This window comes from bacterium (genome assembly GCA_024226335.1).
GTDB lineage: Bacteria > Myxococcota_A > UBA9160 > SZUA-336 > SZUA-336 > JAAELY01.
Genome location: JAAELY010000545.1, coordinates 1 through 23655, shown reverse-complemented (window position 1 = coordinate 23655; position 23655 = coordinate 1). Strand labels below are relative to the sequence as shown.

Annotated in this window: 24 protein-coding genes; 14 read left to right on the top strand and 10 right to left on the bottom strand. The window is 61.7% G+C overall.

All coding sequences use genetic code 11. The annotated features are described in order from the left end of the window. Positions 1-122: 122 nt before the first annotated feature. The 5 genes from GY725_26225 to GY725_26205 all read right to left on the bottom strand — a co-directional run bounded on the left by GY725_26225 (position 123) and on the right by GY725_26205 (position 4742). The gene (locus GY725_26225) at positions 123-1079 is read right to left on the bottom strand and encodes a ferritin-like domain-containing protein (GenBank protein ID MCP4007694.1); all 957 of its coding nucleotides are present in this window, start codon (positions 1077-1079) and stop codon (positions 123-125) included. Positions 1080-1191: 112 nt separating this feature from the next. After that, entirely contained in the window at positions 1192-2676 is a 1485-nt protein-coding gene (locus tag GY725_26220) for an NAD-binding protein (GenBank protein MCP4007693.1), read from the bottom strand. 38 nt (positions 2677-2714) lie between these two features. Continuing rightward, positions 2715-3452, bottom strand: coding sequence for a hypothetical protein (locus GY725_26215; protein MCP4007692.1), 738 nt, complete (start codon positions 3450-3452; stop codon positions 2715-2717). A gap of 155 nt (positions 3453-3607) precedes the next feature. After that, complete coding sequence (locus GY725_26210) at positions 3608-4279, bottom strand: HAD family hydrolase (protein ID MCP4007691.1); 672 nt, start codon at positions 4277-4279, stop codon at positions 3608-3610. A 10-nt stretch (positions 4280-4289) separates the two neighbouring features. Then, positions 4290-4742, bottom strand: coding sequence for a hemerythrin domain-containing protein (locus GY725_26205; GenBank protein MCP4007690.1), 453 nt, complete (start codon positions 4740-4742; stop codon positions 4290-4292). Between the two features lie 99 nt (positions 4743-4841). Here GY725_26205 and GY725_26200 point away from each other — a divergent pair, with 99 nt between their 5' ends. The 4 genes from GY725_26200 (at position 4842) to GY725_26185 (ending at position 8435) form a co-directional block, all read left to right on the top strand. Next, the gene (locus tag GY725_26200; protein ID MCP4007689.1) at positions 4842-5975 is read left to right on the top strand and encodes a DUF2249 domain-containing protein; all 1134 of its coding nucleotides are present in this window, start codon (positions 4842-4844) and stop codon (positions 5973-5975) included. Beyond that, positions 5972-7309, top strand: coding sequence for a hypothetical protein (locus GY725_26195; protein MCP4007688.1), 1338 nt, complete (start codon positions 5972-5974; stop codon positions 7307-7309). Before GY725_26200 ends, GY725_26195 begins: the two co-directional genes overlap by 4 nt. Before the next feature lie 146 nt (positions 7310-7455). Continuing rightward, positions 7456-7833 (top strand): YfhL family 4Fe-4S dicluster ferredoxin, encoded by a 378-nt coding sequence (locus tag GY725_26190; protein MCP4007687.1) that lies wholly within the window; start codon positions 7456-7458, stop codon positions 7831-7833. 98 nt (positions 7834-7931) lie between these two features. Continuing rightward, a complete protein-coding gene (locus GY725_26185; protein ID MCP4007686.1) occupies positions 7932-8435 on the top strand; it encodes a helix-turn-helix transcriptional regulator in 504 nt (167 codons plus the stop codon). A gap of 4 nt (positions 8436-8439) precedes the next feature. Here GY725_26185 and GY725_26180 read toward each other — a convergent pair whose 3' ends face one another. Beyond that, entirely contained in the window at positions 8440-9072 is a 633-nt protein-coding gene (locus GY725_26180) for a TetR/AcrR family transcriptional regulator (protein ID MCP4007685.1), read from the bottom strand. 291 nt (positions 9073-9363) lie between these two features. Here GY725_26180 and GY725_26175 point away from each other — a divergent pair, with 291 nt between their 5' ends. The 6 genes from GY725_26175 to GY725_26150 all read left to right on the top strand — a co-directional run bounded on the left by GY725_26175 (position 9364) and on the right by GY725_26150 (position 15197). Next, positions 9364-9636, top strand: coding sequence for a ferredoxin (locus GY725_26175; protein MCP4007684.1), 273 nt, complete (start codon positions 9364-9366; stop codon positions 9634-9636). A gap of 26 nt (positions 9637-9662) precedes the next feature. Next, positions 9663-10628 carry a ferritin-like domain-containing protein gene (locus GY725_26170; protein ID MCP4007683.1) on the top strand — a complete coding sequence of 322 codons (966 nt, stop codon included), beginning with the start codon at positions 9663-9665 and terminating at the stop codon, positions 10626-10628. A gap of 265 nt (positions 10629-10893) precedes the next feature. Further along, on the top strand, positions 10894-13203 hold the full coding sequence (locus tag GY725_26165) for a nitric-oxide reductase (GenBank protein ID MCP4007682.1): 2310 nt from the start codon (positions 10894-10896) through the stop codon (positions 13201-13203). A gap of 140 nt (positions 13204-13343) precedes the next feature. Beyond that, complete coding sequence (locus tag GY725_26160; GenBank protein ID MCP4007681.1) at positions 13344-13958, top strand: hypothetical protein; 615 nt, start codon at positions 13344-13346, stop codon at positions 13956-13958. 93 nt (positions 13959-14051) lie between these two features. Beyond that, entirely contained in the window at positions 14052-14705 is a 654-nt protein-coding gene (locus GY725_26155) for a hypothetical protein (GenBank protein ID MCP4007680.1), read from the top strand. Positions 14706-14720: 15 nt separating this feature from the next. Then, positions 14721-15197 (top strand): hypothetical protein, encoded by a 477-nt coding sequence (locus GY725_26150; protein ID MCP4007679.1) that lies wholly within the window; start codon positions 14721-14723, stop codon positions 15195-15197. Between the two features lie 18 nt (positions 15198-15215). On the opposite strand, the gene GY725_26145 is transcribed toward GY725_26150, so the two are convergent. The 4 genes from GY725_26145 to GY725_26130 form a co-directional block, all read right to left on the bottom strand. Then, positions 15216-15713: a hypothetical protein gene (locus GY725_26145; protein MCP4007678.1), complete on the bottom strand. Its 498-nt coding sequence runs from the start codon at positions 15711-15713 to the stop codon at positions 15216-15218. Then, positions 15710-16897: a cytochrome P450 gene (locus GY725_26140; GenBank protein MCP4007677.1), complete on the bottom strand. Its 1188-nt coding sequence runs from the start codon at positions 16895-16897 to the stop codon at positions 15710-15712. Before GY725_26140 ends, GY725_26145 begins: the two co-directional genes overlap by 4 nt. 88 nt (positions 16898-16985) lie before the next feature. After that, the gene (locus tag GY725_26135; GenBank protein ID MCP4007676.1) at positions 16986-17774 is read right to left on the bottom strand and encodes a hypothetical protein; all 789 of its coding nucleotides are present in this window, start codon (positions 17772-17774) and stop codon (positions 16986-16988) included. Between the two features lie 31 nt (positions 17775-17805). Next, positions 17806-18402 (bottom strand): TetR/AcrR family transcriptional regulator, encoded by a 597-nt coding sequence (locus tag GY725_26130; protein MCP4007675.1) that lies wholly within the window; start codon positions 18400-18402, stop codon positions 17806-17808. A 194-nt stretch (positions 18403-18596) separates the two neighbouring features. On the opposite strand from GY725_26130, the gene GY725_26125 reads away from it, so the two are divergent. From GY725_26125 to GY725_26110, 4 genes are all read left to right on the top strand, one after another. Next, a complete protein-coding gene (locus GY725_26125) occupies positions 18597-19805 on the top strand; it encodes an acyl-CoA/acyl-ACP dehydrogenase (GenBank protein ID MCP4007674.1) in 1209 nt (402 codons plus the stop codon). Positions 19806-19871: 66 nt separating this feature from the next. Beyond that, positions 19872-21095 carry a thiolase family protein gene (locus GY725_26120; protein ID MCP4007673.1) on the top strand — a complete coding sequence of 408 codons (1224 nt, stop codon included), beginning with the start codon at positions 19872-19874 and terminating at the stop codon, positions 21093-21095. A 27-nt stretch (positions 21096-21122) separates the two neighbouring features. Further along, positions 21123-22736, top strand: a complete 1614-nt coding sequence (locus tag GY725_26115) for an AMP-binding protein (GenBank protein MCP4007672.1) — start codon at positions 21123-21125, stop codon at positions 22734-22736. Between the two features lie 61 nt (positions 22737-22797). Then, a partial coding sequence (locus GY725_26110; GenBank protein MCP4007671.1) for a hypothetical protein occupies positions 22798-23655 on the top strand: 858 nt, incomplete at its 3' end.

Genomic DNA, 23655 nt, shown 5'->3' with positions numbered 1-23655 from the left:
CCATCATTGCTAGCTGGCCGCGCTGAAGGCGAGGCTCTGAGCAGGTATGCCCCATTGTGGCATACGCGCGACCCTGGAATGAAAGAGGTCTGCCGGGGCCCGGCTCGGGTTTTCGACGCCTGTTAGACCTCGAAACCCAACTCGCGGTACTTGGGCGCGGTGCGGTCGGTGATGATGCCCAGGCGATTGAGTTGCGGCATGACGTAGTCGCGGAAGGCATCCGGCTGTTTGGCCACGAACTCGGGATCCGCCATCTTGCCCGTTAGCTCGGTCACCACCTCGCCCACGTCCAGGCCGACCTCCTGGAAGAGATCGATCTGACTGGTGAAACCGGTGCCCGGCTTGCGCCCGGACAGCGCCTCGACTGCGGTGTAGGCGAAGTCCTCGACCCGATTGCGGTCAGGATCGCTCATGCGAGGCAGTTCGTCCTTCATGTAGATCAGCCCGTAGGACACGTGACGCGCCTCGTCTTGAGCGGTCAGCTCGACGACGTTGCGCAGCAACTCGTCGTTGGACTCTTCCTTCATGATCTTGAAAGAGCCCATCGCCAGCCCCTCGACGATCACCTGCATGCCGACGCACTTCATCTGCCACATATCGGCTTCCAGGATCGCGTTGAGCACGGCCTGGAGCGCGGGGTCGATGGGGTAGACGCGGTGGAGTCGCTTGAGGTAGCGATGGAAGACTTCTACGTGACGCGCTTCGTCCACGACCTGGGTCGCTGCGTAGAGCTTGCCATCGATGTCGGGAACGGCTTCGACCAGTTGGCCACAGCAGAGCAGGGCGCCCTGTTCTCCGTGCAGGAATTGAGACAGGGTCCAGGCTGCGTTGGCGATCGCGAATTCCGAGCGCTTCTTGTCCGGCAGGGCCAGAACCGCGTCGAGTTCGCGAGTGGGATCCTGGGGCTGCGCGAGAATGTCGCCCTCTTTGTCGATCTCCAGGTTCCAGTTGATATCAGCGGCCGCGTTCCACTGCTCCTTCTTGGCGACTTCATAGAGATCGCGAAGGGCTTTCACCTTGGGTTCGTAGTCGAACTTCCAGTGTGTGGTGAGCTGAGTTATGATTTCTTCAACCGGCATTTTCAATTCCTCGCTTTACCTGGCTAGAGATGGGTCCCTACCTTAGTGCGGTGCTACGTCCTCCGGGTATGACCCCAGTCATGTCCGGCCTTCTTTCAGCGCTCGGATCTGCTCAGGCCGCGGCCAGAATCTCAAGCATCTCCGTCCGTTCCGGGCCCCGGACCAGCGTTTCGCGCTCGTGGCGAGTCTCATAGGCTACGAGCACCTGCCGGATCACTTCCGGATCGCTCAGCAGTTCCATGGGGTTGTCGAGCATGTGAGCGACGCGCATGAAGCTGCGCATCATCTCCACGTTCGAGCGTATCGCGGGACCCAGACCCTGCCGGATCACGTCCTGCATGTAAGCCTTCTGATCCCGCGTTCCATCGGGCCGTTCGACCAGGAAGGGATCCTCGCCGCGGCACAGGGCTTCGTTGACCTCGATGGCTGCCTCGTCCTGGCGCAATTGCATCTGCAACCAGGGTGCGAGTTCGCTCTCGATGACCGATTCGAGTTCGAGCACGATGGCACGCGGGTCACCCGAGTGCTTTCGCAGCGCATCGGCCAGAGCGTAGGCGCTGATCCAGGCCAGGCTGCAGCCGCGACCCGTGATCGGGTTGGCGTGGATCAACGCGTCGCCGATCGCAATTACGCCCAGCGCGAGCGGTTCGCCATTCTCGACGAAGTAACGCCGCGTGTTGCGCAGGTTCGCCATGCCGTTGGCTTCGGTGATCGGTTCTGAAACCGCCGGGTCGGTCCATTCCTTCAACATAGGCACTGATTCGGTCACACGTTCGAAGCTCGGCGTGCGCAGGATCGCGCGCATGGGATCGTCATCGGGGGCCGCCGCGAGTGTGATCGAGAATGTGCGCGCGTCGCCCGGGAAGATGCCGTACTTCAGGTAGCCGAGATCCGCACCTATGATGCCGTCCTCGCTCGGCCGACTCGCGCCTTCGAGCAGCCGATAAAAGCGGCTCGCGTAGAAGATCCCGCAAGAACTCGATTCTTCGCGCATCGCCGGTGCACCGATCTCGACGAGCCACTCGGAGAGCTTCGAACGCCGTCCGCTGGCGTCGATGATCAGGTCACCCGCCAGAACGCTCGTGGCGCCATTGCCCGCGCGCAGGTTGACGCCCGCAACGCTTTGAAGTCCGGTCCCGGGATCGCGTTCGGCGACCAGGCCGGTGACCTCATCGCCGTCCCGAACCTCGACGAGGCCCGTTGCGAGCACATGGCGGCGCAGTACCCATTCGAGCGTGACCCGGCGGCAGGCCAGTAGAACCAGGTCGTCATCTCCCGGCTCGAAGACCGGGTCGGCCAGGTACTGGCCGGCCATGCTGCGAAACGTCAACTCTTCGGCCCCTGCGTCGAGCAGGTGTTGCAAGAGTTCGGGCTCGCGGTCGCGGATCAGGTTGTGCATGCGGCCGAGAAACGCGTGGGATTGCAGGACCTGGGGAGCGCCCCGCCGCTGCCAACCTTGGAAAGCCTCGTCGGGTGTTTCCGGTAGCGGCGTCGGGTCCTTTTCCAGGACCGTGACCTGATGTCCTTCCCGGGCCAGCACCAGGGCCACGACCAGACCGGTGACGGAACCGCCCACGACGATGATTCGGCTGCTCATTTTTCTCCTCGTCTTCGCGAGACCTTCGCTGGCAGCGATCAGGCGCTCAGCGCGGGAGCGCCGGCGGAGCGAAGTTGTTCGTAGACCGGCGGTTCGCCGAGACCGAGTTGCTCGCGCACCTGGTCGATCGGCTGTTCGAAAAGTGTCTCCCAGTCCTGGTCGAGCAGCCATTGCGCGCGTCGACCGCGCCGGTAGCCCTGGCGGATCAGCTTGCCCGTCTCCGAGTTCCATCCCATGCGAAGTAGCGACCTGCCGACCATGTACGCGATTCCGGTATTGCCCGTCTGCGCGAACGTGAAGGAGAGCACGGCCATCTCGCCGCGCATATCTCGGTCGTAACCGGTTACGACGTGGAAGACGTCGTGCAGATTGCGTATGCGCGTGCCGAAGACCTCTGCCTCATCGCTTATCGGGGGCCGGTCGCCCAACTCCTTGGCGGCGGCCTGGCTGGCCCCTGCGAGTCCTTCGGCACTGAGGTTCTCGCGAATGAACCACTCGACGATTGTCCGTCCGAGAGAGCCGGGGGGCATGGCCAGCATCCGCTCCTGGTCGGCCAGCAGGTCGTAGAGGGTGCGCTTCTCGAGCAGGATCTTCCGCCCCTTTTCGGATTTCTTGAAGCGTCTGAAGAGACGCGCGTGGGAATTTCCGGAGAGAGCACCGATGGCGATGATCGCCTGGGTGGTGTCGTCGGGGTTTGCGCTGAGGGCGCGCAGTGCGCGTGTGGCGACGATTGGGTGAAGACGATTGCGCGCCTTGCCGGCGTTGGAAGTGGCCACGGCTGATCCTCCTGCGTCCGGCGGGTTGCATGCGACTTCTGCACGTGACTCTGGCACGCGACCGGTCGTACTCGACTGGGAGAGCGCCGACTTCGCAAGCGCGGAGATCCCAGAACCGGACTTCCAGAGATATTACAGTAGTTCTGACGCCTGCGTCACGATCGCGGCTCGTGGCCCGGAAGCAATCGTCCCAGGTCGGACACGCTGTCGATGATGTAATCGGGAGTAACTGCTTCGAGGGTCTCGCGTGTGCTGGTTCCCGTCAGTACGCCGACCGTGCGGACGCCCGCGGCCCGGCCTGCCTCGATATCGATCGGCGAGTCTCCGATGTACGCGGTTTCACCGGGCTCGAGGTCGAGTTCGCGAACGCAGCGAAGCACGGGGTCGGGATGCGGCTTGCGTCGCTCGGTGTGCTCGCGTCCTACGATCGATGAGAACAACTGGCGCACGCCCCAGCGATCTAGAAATGGCAGAGCGCTTGCCGATGAGGTGGCGATCCCCAGCGGGCGGCCCACCGCGTGCAAGTCACGAAGTAGTTCGAGGCTGCCGGCAAAAGCCTGTGTCTCACTGGCCAGGCGGCGCATCCAGACTCGAACTTCGTCGCCAACCGCCTGGCGCAACCGCGCTTCCAGATCCGGAAAACCTGCAGGGAAGAGTTTGACCAGCAGGTCGGGATCGCCGCTGCCCATCAGTTCGTAAACCCGCCCCCGGCTCACTGCTGGAGCGTCCAGGGCATCGACGAGCGAGCAGGCCATTCCGTAATAGAAGCCGAGCGAGTCGGCCAGCGTACCGTCCACGTCGAAGATGACACCGCGAACGCGATCCATGTAATTCTTTCTAAGACGAGTTCTTTTTCCAGTTGAGCAGCTTCTCTTCGAGTCCGGGCCACTCGCTTGCCAGCGCGTTCTCGGACATGGGGTAGAGCATGCCTTCTTCCTTGGAGTTGTGCTGCTGGATCAACATCAGAATCGTGTCGCCCTGATCGACCAGTTCCTGTATGTCACCCGCGTCGAGTGCGCTCGCCATTTGATCGAGCAGTCCGCGCATCTGCGTGTGTTCTCCGCGCATGACCTCGGTCGGTCCGCCGGTCATGCCGGTGGCATTCTCGAAAGCGGGGAAGAGCAATTGCTCTTCCATGTCGAGGTGCTCGCGCAACAGTGCATTGAAACCGCTCCAGGCCGTGCGGACCGCATCGCGATCCGCTGCGTCGGCGGCAGTTTCGACCTCGGCCCAGCGGGAGTCGATGTCCCGATGACCGCGTGTGAAGAATTCGACCAGACTGGTGGACATCGGGGATCCTCTCGGGAAATTCCGCCCAGCGAAGGGACGGCGGGGGCGTCGCTCGACGCCGTGAGTGACTGGATATCGTTTGATAACATACAGGCTCCGATGTCGCCTCGTCACTCCAGCGAGCGGCGTCGCCGGGAAATCGTCGAGGCGACCCTGGCGCTGCTCGCCAATACCCCCATCCACGGCATTACTACGCGCGCGGTCGCGCGGCGCGTGGGGGTCTCGCAACCGGCTCTTTTTCGGCATTTCCGCTCGCGTGACGAGATCCTTGAAGCGGTCGTCGTGCACACCCGGGAGCAGCTCGAGATCCTCGCGGTGGACGTGCTGCGACCGGATCGGCCGCCTCTCGAGGCGCTCGACTCCCTGTTTCGACGCGTGGTCGGCTATGCCAGGGCCCACCCCGGTATGCCCCGTCTGTTGTTCTACGACGCGGCGACACCTTCCGACGCCCCTCACCATCAACCACTCCGGCACCTGGTCTCGATGCAGCGGGCGCTGGTCAGCGAGTTGATTCGGCAGGCGCAGCGATCCGGGGAGCTGCGCGAATCCATCGATCCCGAACTCGCCGGTAGCCTGTTCGTCGCCCAGATTCAGGGCGTCCTGTTGCAGTGGCAACTCTCGGGTCGCGGTTCGGAACTCGAGGAGCAAGTGGATGCACTACTGGCGTTGTGGCGAGCCGGTCTCGCGGCGGGCGAGCCGCAGCGACGCGCTGAGCCGATTCTTGAAGCCCAGGACTCCGAAGCGCGGGACTCCGAACAGGCCGACGCAATCCAGGACGACCCCATCACCTGCACGCTCTCGTTTCTGGATGTGCGTCCCATCCTCGAGCAGGGTCGCGATCCGCTGAGTCGGATCCTCGATCGGCTCGATCAACTACCCTCAGACGGTGTGTTGAAGCTCATCGCGCCTTTTCGCCCCGGCCCTCTGCTGAGCTTGCTCGGGGGGCGGGGCTATCGGCTGAGCGCTCGCGAATTGGAGCCCGGCCTCTGGGGGGTTGAGATCCAGCCTCCCGGTGCTGCCGAGATCGCGGACTACTGCGACCTCGAGGCCCCGCTTCCGCTGGAGCGGATTCTCGAAGCCACTCCCGGGCTCGAGTCCGGCGACGCGCTTCTGGCGCGCGTGCCCCGCGAGCCGCGCATGCTCTTTCCCCATCTGAAGGAGCGCGGGTTGACCTGGGAGGTGCACCGGGAGTTCGACGGCAGCGCATTGATCTGTGTACGGAGGCCGAAATGAGCAGCGGAATATCGACCGAAGGTCTGCACCTCGATCAGGCGCCACCGCTGCGTATTCCCTGTTCGTTCTTCTTGACCGCGCCCGTGGCGATCGCCGCAGCCGGTGTACTGGTTGCCGGCGTGGGTCGCGAGATCTTTCTCTCTCCCTGGGCTTCCGAGACGCTGGCGCTGGTCCATCTGGGGACCCTGGGCTTTCTCTCGATCGTGATGATGGGCGCGCTCTATCAGATCACGCCCGTGGTCGCGGGAGCTTCCGTTCCGCGGGTGGGCCTGGCGCACGTCGTACACGCGAGCTTCGTCGTCGCGCTCGGTCTGCTCGTGTTCGGTCTCTACGCTCACCGCTCCTGGGCGGTGTTTGACGCGATCGCCGTGCTCACGCCAGCCCTGCTCATGTTCATCGTTCCGGTCGCCAGGGCTCTACGCCGAGCACCCGCCCGCACAGCGACCGTGAGCGGCATGCGTCTCGCACTGTACTCGTTGATTCTGGCCGCCTTCCTCGGTCTCTGGATGGCGCACGGCCATAGCGCCATGCGCTTTCCCGGACCCCGACCGCTCTGGATTCAAGTCCACCTGGGAGTGGCCTTGCTGGGTTGGGTCGGTGGCCTGATCAGTGCCGTGTCCTGGCAGGTCGTGCCCATGTTCTATCTGGCGCCACCGATCGGGCACCGTGTACAACGCGGAATTCTGCTGGGTGTGGCGGCCGGCGTCCTACTGCCCGTAGTGATTCTCGTGCTGGACTACTTCGGGCTTCGCGGACACGGCTGGAGTGCGCCGGACAGGTTGGCGGCGCTCGGTTCATTGCCGGCGATGGTCAGTGTCTGGTGCGTGCAACCCGCTCTGACCTGGGCAGGTCTGGGAAAGCGCCGGCGTCGGCGCGTCGACGGAAGCCTTCTATTCTGGAAACTGGGCCTGATCATGGCACCCCTGACCGCGATCGCAGCGGTGGCCGCGTATCAACTGCTCGACCCTCGCTGGGACCTGCTGTTTGGGTGGCTCGCAATCTGGGGTTGGGCGGGTGCAATCGTGCACGGGATGCTCTGTCGCATCGTGCCGTTTCTCGTCTGGTTTCACCGCTTCTCGCCTCTTGTGGGATTGGCCCCCGTTCCTTCGCTGCGCAAGCTGCTGCCCGAGACGACGATCCGCATCGGATTTGCCCTCCACCTGACGACGTTAGTCGCGGGTGTAGCGGCCATCCTCAACCCTCACGACCTGCTGGTTCGAATGACCGGGCTCTTGCTACTGGCCTGTGCCTTCCAGTTTGGCGAGAGCCTGATCCGCGTTCTTCGCCAACGTCCTGAATCTCAACCGGAACGATCGGTTTCTGGTCCCGAGTGACGCTAGGATTGCCAAGCCGCGCCTGTCTTCTGTTTCACTTGTCTCTATGTGTAGGGCGAGAAGGTATGACGCGTGTCATAGCCGGCCAGGTTCACCCATGCGATGGTAGCCTCGCACTGTATTGAAGCTGAGAAGGAGTCTCGTACGTGTCGAACATGATTACCGAGGACTGCTTCAACTGTGGCGTCTGCGAGCGGGCCTGCCCGAGCGGCGGCATTACCAGGGGTTCGGAGAACTTCGTCATCAATCCGGATCGCTGCACCGAATGCGTCGGCTTCTTTCACACGCAACAGTGCGCGCGAGCCTGTCCGATCGACTGCTGCGTGGTCGATCCGAACAACCCCGGAACCGAGATGGAGCTCTTCGAGCGCGCCAAGAAGCTCACGCCCGAACGCGCCCACAAATTGGTTCTCGGACCCGAGACCTCTCATTTCCGGGCGAAGGACCGGACCCTGGGATCCACCCTCAAGCGTCTGGGCCGCCGGATTACCGGAGTTCTGGAGGGTCCCAATCCTCTCCCCTAGAACCCCGATCCCGTTCCCACCCGGCATCTGGAGAAGCGTATGATCCCGGTCATGCCGCTCTCAGGTCTCTTGTGTAAGCATTTCTGGCGCTGATGACGATGAAGTCCCCCGCAGTCGTGATCGCCAGCAAGGATGGAACCGTCCTTGCGCAAAATTCCCCTGCGCGCGGCATGATGGGCGCTCGTACTGGGAGCCTGTGCTGGGACGTCGTGCCGGGACTGGATGATGCCGAAGGCCTGCCTTGCCGGAGAGGCTGCGTGGGCGAGTTGCTGAATCGCGGACTCGAACAGACGCAGCACGCCCTGATCAACGTTCAAGGGCGCAGTCACGGGCTCACGTGCATCCCGCTCGGTGACACCGTGGTGTGCACGCTCAGTTGCGCGGCGGGCGAGGCGCCCGAGTCATGGGAACTGCTCACGCCGCGCGAGCGAAACGTGCTCCAGATGCTCGCCGACGGTGAAACGACCGCTTCCGCCGCTGAGAAGCTCGGTATCAGCCGGTCGACAGTGGCCACCCACGTGGAGCATATGCGCGAGAAGCTCGGCGCAAAGACGCGCGCCGCGCTGGTTTCACTGGGACACCGCTTCGGTTTCCTGAGCTGAAGGCTCAGACTTTTCCGAGGTCCGGATCTGCCTTCAACTGGATGGCTTCCCAGGCGAACTGGGCCGCCTGTCGCAGGCGCTTCTCGATCGGGTAGTCCGGGTGGGAAAGCCAGTTGGTGATCGGTGCGTTGAGCAGACCGACCACCATCTCCGCCAGGAAGACTGCCTCCTGATCCCGGCGAACCTCTCCCTTTTCCTGGCCTTCTTGCAGCATGGCGACAAAGGGTCCGTGGATGCGCGCCACGTACGGAAGCTGGCCCCCCGGTTCGGATTCGCCGCGCACCAGTTCCAGAAGTACGACGCGGGCCAGATCCCTCGTTTCGGCGATCTGATCGGCCGCGTTGGCTACAAATCCGGTCAAACGCTCGCGCGTCGAATCGGCGGCCGCGAACCCCTGGATCAGCATGCTCTCGAGGATGTCCAGAACCTCGGCGGTCATCTGTCCTAACAGGGCGTGTTTGTTCTGGAAATGATTGAAGAAGGTCGCGGGTGCGATGTCCGCAGCCGCGGCAATCTGGCCCACGGTGGTGCCTTCGAAGCCGTGGACCCGGAACAGATTCCTGGCCTCCTCGTAGATGCGCGCGCGAAGCTCGATCTTCCGCCTCTCGCGACGTCCAGGTGTGACCAGTTCCGACAAAGAATCCCTTCTTACCCGCCCCTCAACCCGGGCGTTCGCTGAGACATCTTACCGCATCGAACTCCGCGGACTCTTCGAACCTGGCATCGATACGGGCTATCTGCTTGAAATTCAACGACTTCTGGAGATCTCAAAGCGATTCCCCAGAACTTGCTTCCCATGGCTCGAATCTAGGCCGGTTCCCGGGATTCTATGGTACTATCTAATCGTAGAGTGGAGTCTAACTTTAGTATTGAGTAGCGGTAGCGTATAGGGGTACCGCGGCTCAGATCCGCAGTTGGAGGCTTTCCTGTGCCACGTCAATTCGAGGTAATCGACCGGGACTGTACGGGCTGCCGTTTGTGTGAGGAACGGGCACCCGAGAACTTCGAGATCCCGGCTGGGTCCTCGACGGCTCAGGTCGTCAAGCAGCCTGAAACCCCTGAGGAGGAGGAAGCCTGCGTCGAGGCTTCCGAGTATTGCCCTCTCGGAGGGCTCCGTGCGCGCGAACCCCAATCCGAGACCAACGGTGTCTCGTCCGCATCAACTCCGGCTGGCGATTCTACGTCCGCCAATCTCAACTAATCGATTTTCGTCTGGAGGACCGCGATTTGACCCTCGAAGAGATCATTACACCGCTCAAGACACTGTGGAAGTTCGACTACGAGTCGAACGTGAAAGCGCTTCACGATCTCTACGAGGTCGCGAAGAAAGAGCAGTGGAACGCGACGACCGACATCCCCTGGGACCTGGAGACCGATCCGGCGAAGGTCGGCACGATTGCCGGTCCGGGTGGCGACCCGCTCGCCGGTTTTGACTTCATCCAGGAGCTTTCAGACGAAAAGCGGATCGAGCTGAACAGTCGTCGCTCGGCCTGGACGCTGTCTCAGATGCTCCACGGAGAGCAGGGAGCAATGCTCTGCTGCGGGCAGCTCGTCGAGGTCGTGCCCGATATGGACGGCAAGTTCTACGCGTCCACCCAGGTGATCGACGAGGCGCGCCACGTCGAGGTGTTCCACCGCTACATCAAGCGACTGGACCACGTCTATCCGATCATGCCTTCGTTGAAGGCCTTGCTCAACGCCGTTTTGACCGCAGATATGTGGCAGATGAAGTGCGTCGGCATGCAGGTCATCGCGGAGAGCCTGGCCATGGGTTCGTTCAAGATGATGAAAGAAGGCACCGAGGACGAGGTGCTCTCGCGCCTCGTGGATCTGACGGCTCGAGATGAGGCTCGCCACGTCTCTTTCGGTCTGATCTACATGAGCGAAGAACTTCCGCGCATGGCGGAAGACGAGCGCAACAAGGTCGAGGACTTCGCCCTTGCGGGAGTCAAGCTCTTGGCCGATCCCGCAGCGCAGGCCGAGAACGGTGGCCCCATGTTCCAGATCTTCGCCGATGTCGGGGTCGATACCGATGCGGCGTTGAAAGAGCTGACGGAGAAGTTTTCCGATCCGGAATTCCGCGCTTCTCAGCCCAATCCCTTCCGCCAGTACGTCATTCCCCAGCTGGAGCGTCTCGGGCTCATCACGGAGCGGACGCGTCCCGGCTATGTGGAAATGGGACTCGTCAACTGAGCTGAGGGCAGCTACGCGCCCGCTCCTCGCCCCGCTGAAACCCATTGATGGGGCGACCGGGGCGGGTGTGCCTGTACAACGCTCATGAGGGTGTAATCACACGCCTGGAGTGGGGCCAAGGACCCTTTCTCATGAGCCTTGTCTTTATTCAAAAAGACTGGCGTGTATCGGTCATCTGACCGACGCGGACCCAGCCGGGACCTCGATAGGATACGCCTTCAGATTAGCCGCTTTATCTATCCGCCAATAATGCGGGGGAGCCTACATGAGTAATTCGAGCCGAAACCTTGCTGAGATCCTTCAGGACAAGAACACCTGGTGGGTGCACTTCCTGATCGTCTCAGCAATCTGCATCGCAGGTCTGGTCTATTTGGGAACGCAAACCTATGTGGGAGCCCCACCGCTGGAAGACTACAAGAAGGTCACCGGCGAGACGGTGATCTCCCGTGAGCAGATCAAGCACGGACAGGAAGTCTTCCATCTTCGAGGCTTGATGGGTTATGGCTCTTTCTGGGGTGACGGAGCCGAGCGCGGCCCCGACTTCACCGCAGATGCCCTGCACCGCATGGTGGTTTCCATGCGCGCCTTCTACGAAGAGCAAGGTGATGGAAGCCAGCACGACAAGGATGCGATCTCGGTACGGGTAATCCGAGAAATCCACGCGAACACTTATGACGAGAAGGCCGGGCACATCGTGATCAGCGATGCCCAGGAGCGAGCGTACGAAGAGCTCGTCGTTCACTACACGAGCATGTTCAACGACCCGGACTACGGAGAAGCGTTCGAACCGAGTGGATACATTTCGGATCCGACGGATCTTCGCGACCTGACGGCCTTCTTCTTCTGGGGAGGCTGGGTTTCCGGAGCGAACCGCCCCGGTCAGGTCTATAGCTACACGCATAACTGGCCGTACGATCCCGATGCCGGAAACTACGCGACCAGCCAGACCTGGATCTGGAGCTTCATTTCGATCTTCGGACTTTTCCTGGGCATCCTCGCGGTTCTCTACGTGTATGGACAGTTCAAGGAGCAAGGTGATCCCTTCACCGGAGACGGAACTTCGCTCACCACGAGCGACCTTGAAGATGGGCGTGTCCGCGCCACTCAAAAGTCCACCTACAAGTTCTTCGTCTTTTCGATCATTCTGTTCGGGTGTCAGGTCATCGCGGGTATTCTCGCGTCGATGGACTTCGTTCGTCCGTTCGGGATCTCGCTGGGCGATATCATCCCCTTCAACGTTCTGCGTAGCTATCACACGCTGTTCCAGATCTACTGGTTCTTCATGGCGTGGGTCGGCTACACGATCTTCTTCCTGCCCCGGCTCTCCAAGGTTCCGAACGGGCAGCTTTTCCTGATCAACCTGCTATTCGCGATCTGCATGGTCACGGGTGCGGGTGCACTGGTCGGAATCTACGCCGGACAGACGGGCATCCTCACGGGCCAGGCGGCGTACTGGTTCGGTAGCCAGGGCTGGGAGTTCATGGAGGTCGGCCGAGCCTTCCAGTACACGCTGCTGAGTTCGTTCGCCCTCTGGATCTTCATCATCTACCGCGGTGTGAAGCCGTGGCTGACTGCGAAGAACATCTGGTCTGTGCCCTCCTGGCTGCTCTACGGCAGCGGAATCATGGTCGCGTTCCTGTTCTTCGGGCTGATGATTTCACCGGAGCAGAACTTCGCCGTTTCTGATTACTGGCGTTGGATGGTCGTTCACATGTGGGTCGAGGTCACCTTCGAGGTGTTCACGACCGTCATCGTCGGCTACATGCTCGTTCAGATGGGCCTCATCTCCCGGATGATGGCCGAGCGCGTCATCTTCCTGGCCGTGATGATGTTCCTGGTCACAGCGACCCTCGGCATTTCTCATAACTTCTACTGGATCGCCAAGCCGACCGGAATCATCGCGGTTGGAGGCGTCTTCTCCACTCTCCAGGTTCTGCCCCTGCTCTTGCTGACCCTGGATGCGTGGCGAGGCAAGTCGGAAGCGGGCCGTGCTCAGAAGCACGTTCAGGAGGGAAGACAGGTATTCCTGATGGAAGGCGTGTGGCTGTTCGTCCTCGCCGTCAACTTCTGGAACATCTTCGGAGCCGGTGTATTCGGTTCGCTGATCAACCTTCCGATCGTGAACTACTACGAGCATGCGACCTACATGACGGGTAATCACGCACATGCCGCCATGTTTGGCGTAAAGGGAAACATCGCACTGGGCGGGATGCTGTTCTGCATTCAGCATCTGATCAGCAAGGAAGCCTGGAACCCGAAGCTGGTCCGGTCGGCCTTCTGGTCGCTACAGCTCGGCGTAGCGCTGATGATGTTCCTCGACCTGTTCCCGGTTGGTCTGTACCAGATCATGATCGTCGTTCAGGAAGGACTCTGGTTCGCGCGATCGCAGGAGATCCTGACGGGTGACGTGTGGAAGCTCCTGACTTACTTCCGCGCAATCGGCGGGACGCTGTTCATCGTGGGCGGCGTATTCCCCCTGATCTGGTTCATCTGCAAGAGTGGAACGGTGCTCAAGGCCGAATCCGACTCCGATGAAGGTGAATGGACCATCTACGAAAAGGACTGGGCCGCATAGTCCAAGTCTGAGTTCCCGATCCAACAAGGGCCTGGTCTTCCCATCATCAGATGGGGAGATCAGGCCCGGACGGGAAGGGGCCGGTTCCTGGTAACCAGGGCGGTCTCTACTGAAGAGCGGACCGGCGAGGAGTCCCTCCCATGAGCGGACGCGAGGTCATCCCGCTCAACCAGAATCGACGCTCGCGGACGGCCTTTCCAGAGGGCCGCACCGTCGCGATGCTCGTCTTCCTGGTTTTCGACGCGATGATGTTTGCCGGCATGGTGGGCATCTTCATGCTCACGCGCGGGGCAGCGGGTGCCGAGTGGCCCCCACCCGGGCAGCCGTGGTTCCCTCCATGGGAGACGGCCATCAACACGACGGCTCTGCTGGTCAGTGGCTTGCTGGTGTTGCGGGCGAACCAGACGTGGGAGAAACCGGAGGCTCGGGTCGGTTCACTTCTGTTCGCCGCCATCGTATTGGGCGCCTTCTTCCTGTTTTTTCAGGGTGTCATCTGGCTCGTCCTGATCCGTCAGGGGCTGAATCTGGCCTCGAGCCAGTACGGGGCTTTCTTCTGCCTCGTGGTGTTTCTGCACGCCGTCAACGTCCTGGGTGGCCTGATCCTGCTGGGGATTGCCTGGCGGCGTCTCAATCCACTTAGCGACGATCAAGAGATGCGGGGACCTTTGAGGACCAGCGCCTTTTCCTCGGCGCGTATCCTCTGGTACTTCGTTGCGGGCGTATGGCCCATTCTCTATCTCACCCTTTTCCTATGATGGTCTCGTTCGCAGCGCCACGATCTTCATGCACTCGTCGTCAAACCGCAGGGATGTGAAAAGTCCGACGTGCCACTTCACCTTCGACCGATCATGAGAACTCTGCCCGGGCTGTGGAGGGATCCGTTCGCTCTAGAACTGGGCATCGAGTTTCTGCACGGTATCGTCGACACGCCGGTGATGAGGGCGGCTTTCCGTCAGATGCTCATCGGTGTCGATGCGCGATCGCGCTTGCTCCTGGAGTCGCTGACTCGAACACCGATCGACCTGGAGGCGATGGCGAAGCTGCCCGAGACGACATTCGGCGGAGCGTACGCTCGGTTCTTCACGAATAACAACCTCGATCCCGAGTTTCACGCCAAGGTCTACCCTGACTGTCTCGAGGATCTCGAGCGCGACTGGGTTTTTGCCCGTTTCGCACGAACGCACGATTTTCACCACGTCTTGCTCGGACTCGGCGTGTCACATATGGAAGAGATCGCCCTGCACCTGTTCCTGTTCGCCAACACACGGGATCCAGTTGCGGCGGTCTTCGCGGCGGGGTTTCCGCTCCTGGCCGTTCGCTACCGAATGCCCGGTCGCTACTGGGGTCTGAGTCGCAAACTCATGAAGACTGCGCGCGCACTACCGAGTCTTTTTCGCTTCCCCTATGAGACACTCCTGACCGAGCCGTTGGTCGACTTGCGTGCACGGGTAGGGCTACCGGCAGAAGGCTGTGTCGAGGCGAAGTGTTTTCGAGATTCGTGAACGCGGGGGGCTGATGTGGAGATTCTGGTCTCACTGCGAACGCTGCACGTGCTCGGCGTCATTCTGTGGATCGGCGGGGTCGCACTCGTGACGACGGTTCTCCTGCCGGCCGTGCGGAGCCTGCCGGATCACGAGAATCCATTCGAACTCTTCGAGAAGATCGAGAATCGCTTCGCCCGACAATCACGGGTCGTCACCTTGATCACGGGTCTTTCGGGCTTCTGCATGGTGTACGAGATGGGCGTGTGGGAACGTTATCTGAGCCTCGAGTTCTGGTGGCTCCACGCAATGACGCTGGTCTGGTTGATCTTCACGCTGATTCTCTTCGTACTCGAACCCTTGATTTTGCACCGCAAGCTGCGTGAGCGAGCGCAAAGCGACGCCGTCGGAGTGCTCCGGTTGATGCAGCGAGCGCACTGGGTGCTACTCACGCTGACTCTCGTAACCGTTGCAGGAGCGGTATCCGGAAGTCACGGATGGTTCTGGTTCTGATTCTCGCTGCGAAGTCGTTCAGCTCTCCGCTTTGAGATGGCGTAGCTTCTCCTGTCGTGCGCTCGTTTCTTCAAGCTCGGCTCCGGCTGCCCGCATGACGTCAGTGAGATGGCCGAGAGCACTGCGCCAGGCGCGCGCGTGCCCATCCCGCCAGCCCTCGCCGCATACCCGCCCGAGTGCGTCGAGCATGCATTCCACCATCCAGTCGTACATCCGGTCTTCTACGCCGTAGTCGTGGTGGCTCTTGCCCATGGCTTCGAGGTTGGTCTGCAGCCACGGCTCCTGCTCGATCCAGGCCACCACAGAGACGAGTGTCTCCCGCACCATTTCTTCTTGCTCGGACAGGCTGTGCTTGCCGAAGAGTTCAGTCACCTGTGGATGCCGCTCAAAAAAGAGCGCGTAGAACTCCTCGACAAGCTTCGTCTCCCGGCCTGAGAGCTGGTCCATGCTGTCGATCAGATGTTCGGCTTCTTCGTCCTGCACCAGAGGTGGCGCTGCGCTGGCCTCGGGTGTCACGCTGCGGAGTAGGTGGCGGGCAGTCCGATGACTCCGGACACGAATTCTGAACGCAGGCGCTCGATCTTGTTCTCGTCGATGCTGTAATTCGGAATCCGTTCGAGCAGGGCCTCGAGCGCGACAGTGCCTTCGAGCGCCGCGATGTGCGTGCCTAGACAGGAGTGATTGCCGTGGCCAAACGTCAGGATGCGTCGCGGGCAACGGCGGATGTCGAAGTTATCGGGATCGGCGAACTCCCGTTCGTCACGATTGGCAGAGACGAACAGGAAGAACACAGCCTGTCCTTCTTTCATGGTCTGGCCGTGAATCTCGACGTCGTGGTTGAGCGTCCGGCCCAGCATCTGGGTCGGCATGCCGAAGCGCAGCATCTCCTGGAAAGCGTCCGGAATCAGCTTCGGATCCTGTACCAGTTCATTGCGAACGGCCTGGTTGCGGTGAAGTTCCAGCAGCCCCGCAGCAAAGATCTTGGGGAAACTGTCCGTGCTGCCGATGACGAGCGTCGCCATCTGCGAGGCGATGTTGTCATCCGGCAGCGGCTTGCCGTCGAAGTTTGCGCCGAGGTAGGCGTTGATCAATACGTCGGCGTCTTCGGGGTTCTTGCGCCGTTCCTTCAAGATCCCTTCGAGGTAGGTATTGAGCTCATCCGCGGCCGCGAGTCCGCCGTCGGTCATGCCCCGCTTTCCGCGTTCGCGTTCGAAGAAGCGGTTGACGAGACCGTTCAGGAAGTCACCGTCCTCGGTCGGCAGTCCCAGGAGTCTGCACGATACCTCTACCGAGATCTTGGCGATGTAGTCGCCGACCAGGTCGCACTCGCCCTTGGGGCCGATGTCATCGATGTGGCGGCCGACGATCTCGCGCACCAGAGATTCGAGTTTGGCCACGCGCCGCGGTTTGAATGCGGCGCTGATCAGGGCCCGATTTCGCGTGTGCTCGGGAGGATCCATCATATTGACGCTCGGGAACACGGGCAGCTGATTCGTCAGTAGATGAGCCGGCGTCGTGCCTCTCTTGGAAGCCGAGTAGGTCTTGGCCAGACCCGTCTGTTCCCAGATATCGTCGAAGCGCGAGAGCATCCAGCAATCGAATTCTTCTACGTAATAGGCCGGGGCCTCGTCGCGAAGCTGCTTGTAGATGGGAAGGGGGTCGTCGAGGACTTCGTCCATGAAAGGGTTGTACTCGATCATCTGTTTACTCCTACGTGTAGTCGGTGATTTTCAAGCTGGAGTGTGATCATGCGTATGAGCCCAATCATACTCCTTGTCGGAACGTGGCTCAGATCATTCCGGAGCCGGGCAGGTCGTACTTCACCCGGATCCTTTCGATTTCCTCTTCGCGCCCAGATTGCGGCGCTCCGGATTGTAGAAGCCTGTCTCGGGTGAGTTCGTCGACGACCGTTTCTGAGCGGGGAAAGGGCTGGTCGGGAGAGTTGAGCTGGAAGAGCTGCTCGAAGGGGAGTCGGGGTCGCTGTCCACCGGCATCGGGGTTTTCGAGCGGATAGCCCACCGTCTGTGCGACGGCGATGCGGCAGCTTTCGGGCAGGCCGAAGGCTTTTTCGACCCGGCTCCAGTCCGCCGAGCCCTGGCAGCAGGTGCCGAGTCCGAGCTCAAAGGCCATCAGGGTAGCCTGGCTGACCGCCTGTCCGAGATCCATATCGACCATGCCCGGGGCCTTCAGCGCAGCTCCGATGTTATTGAAGAGTGGAACCAGCGTTTCTTCCAGTTCCTTGTGCTTATTCGTTCCGTATCCCAGAGCGCCACATTCGACGAGCTCTCGCAGTCGTTGCCCTGCTTCATCCATGGCATCGCCCTCGATGTACCAGAGGATGATGACCGGGGCCAGTTTCATCTGGAAGCCACCGACCGGGGAGGGCAGGCTCTCGAGCTGTTCCTCGCTTGCCGTCTCGCGATGGATGACGAGCGCCCGCGCTGCGTTGTTGTTTCCGAAGTGTGAAGCCAGACGCGCCGCCTCGAGCATGCACTGGATCTTCTCGATCTCGACTGGCTTGCTCGGGTCCAGGTAGCGTATGGAACGGCGGTTGCCGATGACTTCTCTGAGTTCCATGTTTGGATCTTTCTTGGGTTGGCGAATCGAACTAACGTCGAAACTCGCTCGAGAGCAGGCAGATCATGTTGTAGAAGCCCGCGACTTCCTTCTGAGCCAGAGGATCGCGCGCCAGAATCTGTTCGTGAACCGGTGCCAATGTGACATAGCCGAGCACCATGGCGTTGAACGCCATGAGTGCGGTGCCGATCGAGTCCTCGGACAGCGTTTCAGCGGCTCCGTCGTCAAACAGCCTCGCCTGCGCTCGTTCGAAGATCGGCCGATACCAGCGCTCCACCAGGAGATCGAGCTGGCTGCCTCCGGCCAGCGCTGCATGCTGGATGATCCGCGCCAGATTGGGTTGACCGACGATATGGAGAATCAAGGTATGAGCGATCTTCAGCACTTCGGGCTTGGCCAGGGAGTCTTCGATCTCATCGGAGATGATCTGGAAAAAGGGGTCGAGGAGTCGCGCGAATACGGCCTCGTACAGCGCGCGCTTGCTCTCGAAATGCTTGTAGATCCCGGGCCCGCTGATGCCCACCGAGGTGGCAATCTCGCCCAACGAGGTGGCGTCGTAGCCCCTTTCGGCGAAGGTGTCTTCCGCAGAATCGAGAATACGCTGGGATGTGGGGCGGGAATTCTGCATCGATCGGAGGCTCTGAGGTCCTGAATCTGTCGTATAACGAGGTAGGAGGGGGTTTTCGGGCCTCTCCGCTTTGCTTGACGCACAAATTCTAGCACGATAGGTTAGAGGTTACTAACCATTAACTCCCCTGGGCCGGGCTCGGCCGGGCGTGTTCTCGCGCGCCGGAATCCGACCGGGTGAGCCAGGAGACCCCCATGACGACGATCGGTTTCGATATCGAGGTCGGACTCTCGGAAGAAGACACCGCGATCCGCGATACGGTCCACCAGTTCGCTGCCGAGGTCCTGCGCCCCGCCGGTGTCGAGTTGGATCGCCTGAACGATACCGCCGATGTGATCGCCCGGAATTCGGTCCTGTGGACGGTTTTCGAGAAGTACCACAAGCTCGGAATCACGGCGCTCCAGCTCGACGACGACATGGAGCCCATCCGCAAGGCGCGCCTGATGGCGATCATCAACGAAGAGCTGTCCTGGGGCGATGTGGGTCTGGCCATCTCACTGGGCCTTTGTGGATTTCACGGTCCTTGGGTGCAACAGAGCAATGATCCTGAGCTGATCGCTCGTTTCTGTTCGCTGGAAAATCCGACCATCGGCTGCTGGGCCCTCACCGAACCCGACCACGGCAGCGATACGGTCGCGCTGACCGAGGCGCATTTCTCCGATCCCACACTCAAGCCCAATTGCATCGCCAGCAAGGACGGCGAGGGCTATGTGATCCAGGGGCAAAAGGCGGCCTGGGTCTCCAATGGGCCGATCGCCGATCTGGCGGTGGTGTTCTGCACTCTGGATCCGAGTCAGGGTTTCAAAGGGGGAGGCGTATTCCTGGTGCCGCTGGATCTGCCGGGAATCAGCCGCCCCAAGCCTTTGGACAAGCTCGGCCAGCGGCCTCTGCCCCAGGGCGAGATCTATTTCGATCAGGTGCGCATACCCGGCTCCCATATGGTGATCGGCCCGGACCTCTACGCGATCGCCCTCGAGGCCATGCTCTCGCACGCGAACGCCGCCATGGGGCAGCTCTTCGTGGGCGTGGCCCGCGCCGCCTACGAGCACGCCGTCAGCTATGCGAAGGAGCGGGTGCAGGGGGGCGTGCCGATCTTCGAGCACCAGGCTGTGAAGTCGCGCCTTTTCAAGATGTTCTCCAAGGTCGAAGCCGCCCGCTCGCTGGCTCGACGCGTGGCGCTGTTCAACGCCATGGGGGCGCCCCAGATGCAGTACTCGATCGCGGCCAAGACCTATTGCACCGACATCTGTTTCGAGGTGGCGAGTGAAGCCCTGCAGGTCTACGGGGGCAATGGCCTCAGCCGCGAGTACCCGATCGAGAAGCTGCTGCGCGACGCCAGGGCATCGATGGTCGAAGACGGCTGCAACGAATTTCTCAGCATCGTCGGTGGGGCGCGACTCTGAGGCCAGGCGCAGTGCATAATCCGCTGTGAGACCTGGACCATCCACCACGAGCGAAGGAGTGCTGTCTTGAAACTCAATGCGTTGATTGGCGGCGTCGGAATGACGCGTTTCATGAAGTACCCGGACAAGGGTCTGAAGGAACTCGGAGCCGAGGCGGTGGTGCAGGCCGTGGCCGATGCCGGTATCGAACTCGGCGATCTCGACGCGGCCTTCGTCGGAAATTGCGCGGCGGGTCTGGTGACCGGCCAGGAGTCGGTGCGCGGTCAGGTGGTGCTCGACACCTTGCAAGTGGGCAAGATCCCCATCATCAATGTCGAGAACGCGTGCGCGAGTGGCTCGACTGCATTGATGCAGGCGAGTGTGATGGTCACCGCCGGGATTCACGATCTGGTCCTGGCTCTCGGCGTCGAGAAACTCTCCCATCCGGACAAGGCCAAGAGCTTTGCCGCCTTCGCTGGCGCCATGGATATCGACGAGCTGAAGGAGATGATGGAAAACCTGCAGAAAGCGGCAACGAGTGCTGGCGGGGATGCGGGCGCCGGGCAGAACCGTTCCATGTTCATGGACGTCTATGCCGGTGCAGCCAATGACCACATGAAGCGCTTCGGAACCACCAAAGAACAGTTCGCCATGGTGGCTTCGAAGAATTCACTCCACGGAAGTCTCAATCCGAATGCCCAATTCCAGCAGGAACTGAGCGTCGAGGACGTGCTGAACGAGCGACTCATCGTCGAGCCACTGACCCGAGCCATGTGTTCACCGATCGGAGACGGCGCTGCAGCCGCGATCGTGATGAGCGAGAAGAAGGCCCGCGAACTCGGAGTACGAAAGCCGGTGCGCGTGGTGTGTAGTGTGATGAGCTCCGGTTACAACCACGCACCGGACGAGCCCGACACCGTCGAGCTCTCCTCTCGCGGTGCGTACGAGGAATCCGGTATCGGTCCCGACGGTTTCGACGTGATCGAGATCCACGACGCCTCCGCGCCCGGCGAACTGATCGCCTACGAACAACTGGGTCTGTGTGCCAAAGGCGAGGGCGGCAGACTGGTCGAATCCGGGGACACCCGACTCGGTGGGCGGATTCCCGTGAATACCTCCGGCGGCTTGTTGCGCAAGGGGCACCCGGTCGGTGCGACCGGCCTCGCGCAGGCTGTTGAACTCACGCTGCAGCTACAGGGGCGGGCCGGCAAGCGCCAGGTCGAGGGCGCGAAGATCGCTCTGGCACAGAACGGTGGCGGCAAGAAGGGCAATGACGCGGCCGCCATGGTCGTGACGGTCTTCCAGGCCTGAACCTCGAAGAGAAGCCGGAGAGCGAAAATGCGCGAACGCAGCGAGATGGTACTTGCAGACCTGGTGCAGATCCGTGCCGAGAAGCAACCCGACCTGGATGTCCTGACCTTTGAACATCTCAGCCTCGATGACGGTGCGACACCGGACCAGGTGCGCACATACGCCGATCTGCAGATCCACGCCAATCGCCTTGCAGCGGCATTCGTCGCCAGGGGACTCGCGCCCGGCGACCGTGTCGCGATCATGCTGCGCAACCACGCGGAGTTCGTCGAAGCCATGATCGCTTCGTCGATCACGGGGGCGCTCTTCGTTCCGATCGATCCCCGGACGAAGGGCGAGAAACTCGCCTTCATGCTTTCGAACTCGGGCTGCGCGGGTGTCGTCACGGGCGACTACTGTCTCGCCGAACTCGACGCCGTGCGCTCGGGGCTTCCCGACCTTCGGTGGGTTGTTGCACTCGAGACCGGTGCGTCGGCTCCGCCGCTTTCCACGTTCGAGGGCGTGGAATCACTTGCGGAGTTCCTGGACAAACCGGCTGAGACGCTGGACGTGCGCGCCGACGGACCTCTCACGCCTCTGCAGATCATGTACACCTCGGGCACGACGGGTGATCCGAAGGGAATCGTCGGCGTGAACATGCGCTTCTGTGCGGCGGGTCTGGTGGGCCAGATCTTCGGCTATCAAGCCGACGAGCGTCCCTACACGGGACTCTCCCTCACACACGGCAACGCGCAGGCCATGACGCTCGCTCCCGCGCTGCACATGGGTTTGCGCGCCGTCTTCAGTCGCCGCTTTACTCGTTCGAAGCTATGGGACGTCTGCCGACGCTACGGTTGTACGAGCTTCACGCTAGTGGGCGGCATGGCGACGGCGATCTACAGCCAGCCGGAGCGCCTCAATGATGCCGACAACCCGGTTCGACTGGTGGTGAGCGGCGGCATGCCCGCGGCGATCTGGGGGCCGTTCGAGCAGCGCTTCGGCATCGAGATCCTGGAGATCTACGGCGCCATGGACGGCGGCGGGATGGCGTTCAAACCGCCGGGCGAGGGTCCGATCGGCTCCTTTGGAAAGCCGATGAACGGAATCGAGATGAAGATTCTCGATGAAGAAGGCCGTGTGTGTCCGCCCGGTGTGATCGGCGAAATCAGCGTTCGGCCCGAGGGAGGCGCCGAAGCCGAGGTGGAGTACTACGGCAACGCCGAGGCTTCCCGGGCGAAGATTCGCGACGGCTGGAATCGCAGCGGCGACATGGGGCACAGCGACGAGGGGGGCTGGCTCTTCTTCGACTATCGCGCCGGGGGTGGGATCCGGCACAACGGCGATTTCATCAACCCGAGCTTCGTCGAGAAGGCCGTCGCCGAACACCCGGCCGTGAGCGATGTCTTCGTCTACGGCGTTCCGGCGGCCTCTGAGGCACCTGGCGAGAAAGACGTGGTCGCCAGCATCGTCCTGGAAGAGGGTGCTGAGCCAGACCCACGCTCGATCTTCGCGATCTGTCGCGATAAACTCGAGTCGAACTTCGTTCCGAGCTACCTGCAGTTCGTCGACGAGATTCCCAAGACGGCTTCAGAGAAGCCCCAGGAGCGCATCCTGCTCGAGCGCTTCGACCCTGATTCTTCGGGAATCTACACAGAAATGTGACGATCGCTACGGGTTGAGCGTCTGCGCCGACTCGGGGCTTCGACCACGGGAATCTCAGCGAATGTCACGACAGGAATCGAACCGGGTGCAGCCCGTCACGGATACTGGACCGCTCACCGGACTCAGGGTGCTCGAACTCGGCGAGAGGGTGGCTGCGCCCTATTGCGCCAAACTGCTCGGCGACCTCGGCGCGGACGTCATCAAGGTCGAAAGCCCCGGTGCTGGAGATCCGTCGCGTCTTCGCGGTCCGTTTCCCGACGCTCCCGATCCGGAATGCAGCGCGGCGTTCCTCTATCTCAACACCAGCAAGCGTTCGATCCGTCTCGACCTCGACGCCGAAGAAGATCGCAAGAGCTTTGCGAAGCTGGCCGCACGCGCCGACGTCCTGATCGAGGACCGCGCCCCGGGTGTCCTCGATGCGTTGGATCTCGGCTACAAGGCACTCCATCGCGACAATCAGGGGCTCATCTTCACTTCGATCACGCCGTTCGGGCAGACCGGGCCAAACCGCCAGCACCTCAGTCAGCACCTCAACCTCTATCACTCGGCGGGACACTCTTCGCCGTTCGCAGCCCTCGAGGCCGAGCAGGAACGGGCACCCTCCCGGGCGGGCGGTTACCTGGGCGAATACGACTCCGGTCTGACCGCCGCATTGGGGATTCTCGCGGCCGTCTACGGTCGCGAGGCCAGTGGACGCGGGCAACACATCGATGTTTCGAAGCAGGAAGCCATGATGTGTCTCGAACGAGTCACGATCGGACGCTTTGCCAACGAGCCCGATCCGTTTTCCGGACGCGGCCCCGGCGGCCTCACCCAGGCCAAGGACGGATGGGTGATGTTGACCACCCTCGAATCGCATCAATGGGAAGGATTGGCGCGCGCCATGGGAAATCCCGAATGGGCACAATCCGAGTGGTTT

Bases quoted from the DNA above. Each gene is read 5' to 3' on its own strand.
- GY725_26225 (MCP4007694.1), bottom strand. From the start codon at position 1,079: ATGCCGGTTGAAGAAATCATAACTCAGCTCACCACACACTGGAAGTTC.
- GY725_26220 (MCP4007693.1), bottom strand. From the start codon at position 2,676: ATGAGCAGCCGAATCATCGTCGTGGGCGGTTCCGTCACCGGTCTGGTC.
- GY725_26210 (MCP4007691.1), bottom strand. From the start codon at position 4,279: ATGGATCGCGTTCGCGGTGTCATCTTCGACGTGGACGGTACGCTGGCC.
- GY725_26205 (MCP4007690.1), bottom strand. From the start codon at position 4,742: ATGTCCACCAGTCTGGTCGAATTCTTCACACGCGGTCATCGGGACATC.
- GY725_26200 (MCP4007689.1), top strand. From the start codon at position 4,842: ATGTCGCCTCGTCACTCCAGCGAGCGGCGTCGCCGGGAAATCGTCGAG.
- GY725_26195 (MCP4007688.1), top strand. From the start codon at position 5,972: ATGAGCAGCGGAATATCGACCGAAGGTCTGCACCTCGATCAGGCGCCA.
- GY725_26185 (MCP4007686.1), top strand. From the start codon at position 7,932: ATGAAGTCCCCCGCAGTCGTGATCGCCAGCAAGGATGGAACCGTCCTT.
- GY725_26165 (MCP4007682.1), top strand. From the start codon at position 10,894: ATGAGTAATTCGAGCCGAAACCTTGCTGAGATCCTTCAGGACAAGAAC.
- GY725_26160 (MCP4007681.1), top strand. From the start codon at position 13,344: ATGAGCGGACGCGAGGTCATCCCGCTCAACCAGAATCGACGCTCGCGG.
- GY725_26155 (MCP4007680.1), top strand. From the start codon at position 14,052: ATGAGAACTCTGCCCGGGCTGTGGAGGGATCCGTTCGCTCTAGAACTG.
- GY725_26140 (MCP4007677.1), bottom strand. From the start codon at position 16,897: ATGATCGAGTACAACCCTTTCATGGACGAAGTCCTCGACGACCCCCTT.
- GY725_26135 (MCP4007676.1), bottom strand. From the start codon at position 17,774: ATGGAACTCAGAGAAGTCATCGGCAACCGCCGTTCCATACGCTACCTG.
- GY725_26130 (MCP4007675.1), bottom strand. From the start codon at position 18,402: ATGCAGAATTCCCGCCCCACATCCCAGCGTATTCTCGATTCTGCGGAA.
- GY725_26125 (MCP4007674.1), top strand. From the start codon at position 18,597: ATGACGACGATCGGTTTCGATATCGAGGTCGGACTCTCGGAAGAAGAC.
- GY725_26115 (MCP4007672.1), top strand. From the start codon at position 21,123: ATGCGCGAACGCAGCGAGATGGTACTTGCAGACCTGGTGCAGATCCGT.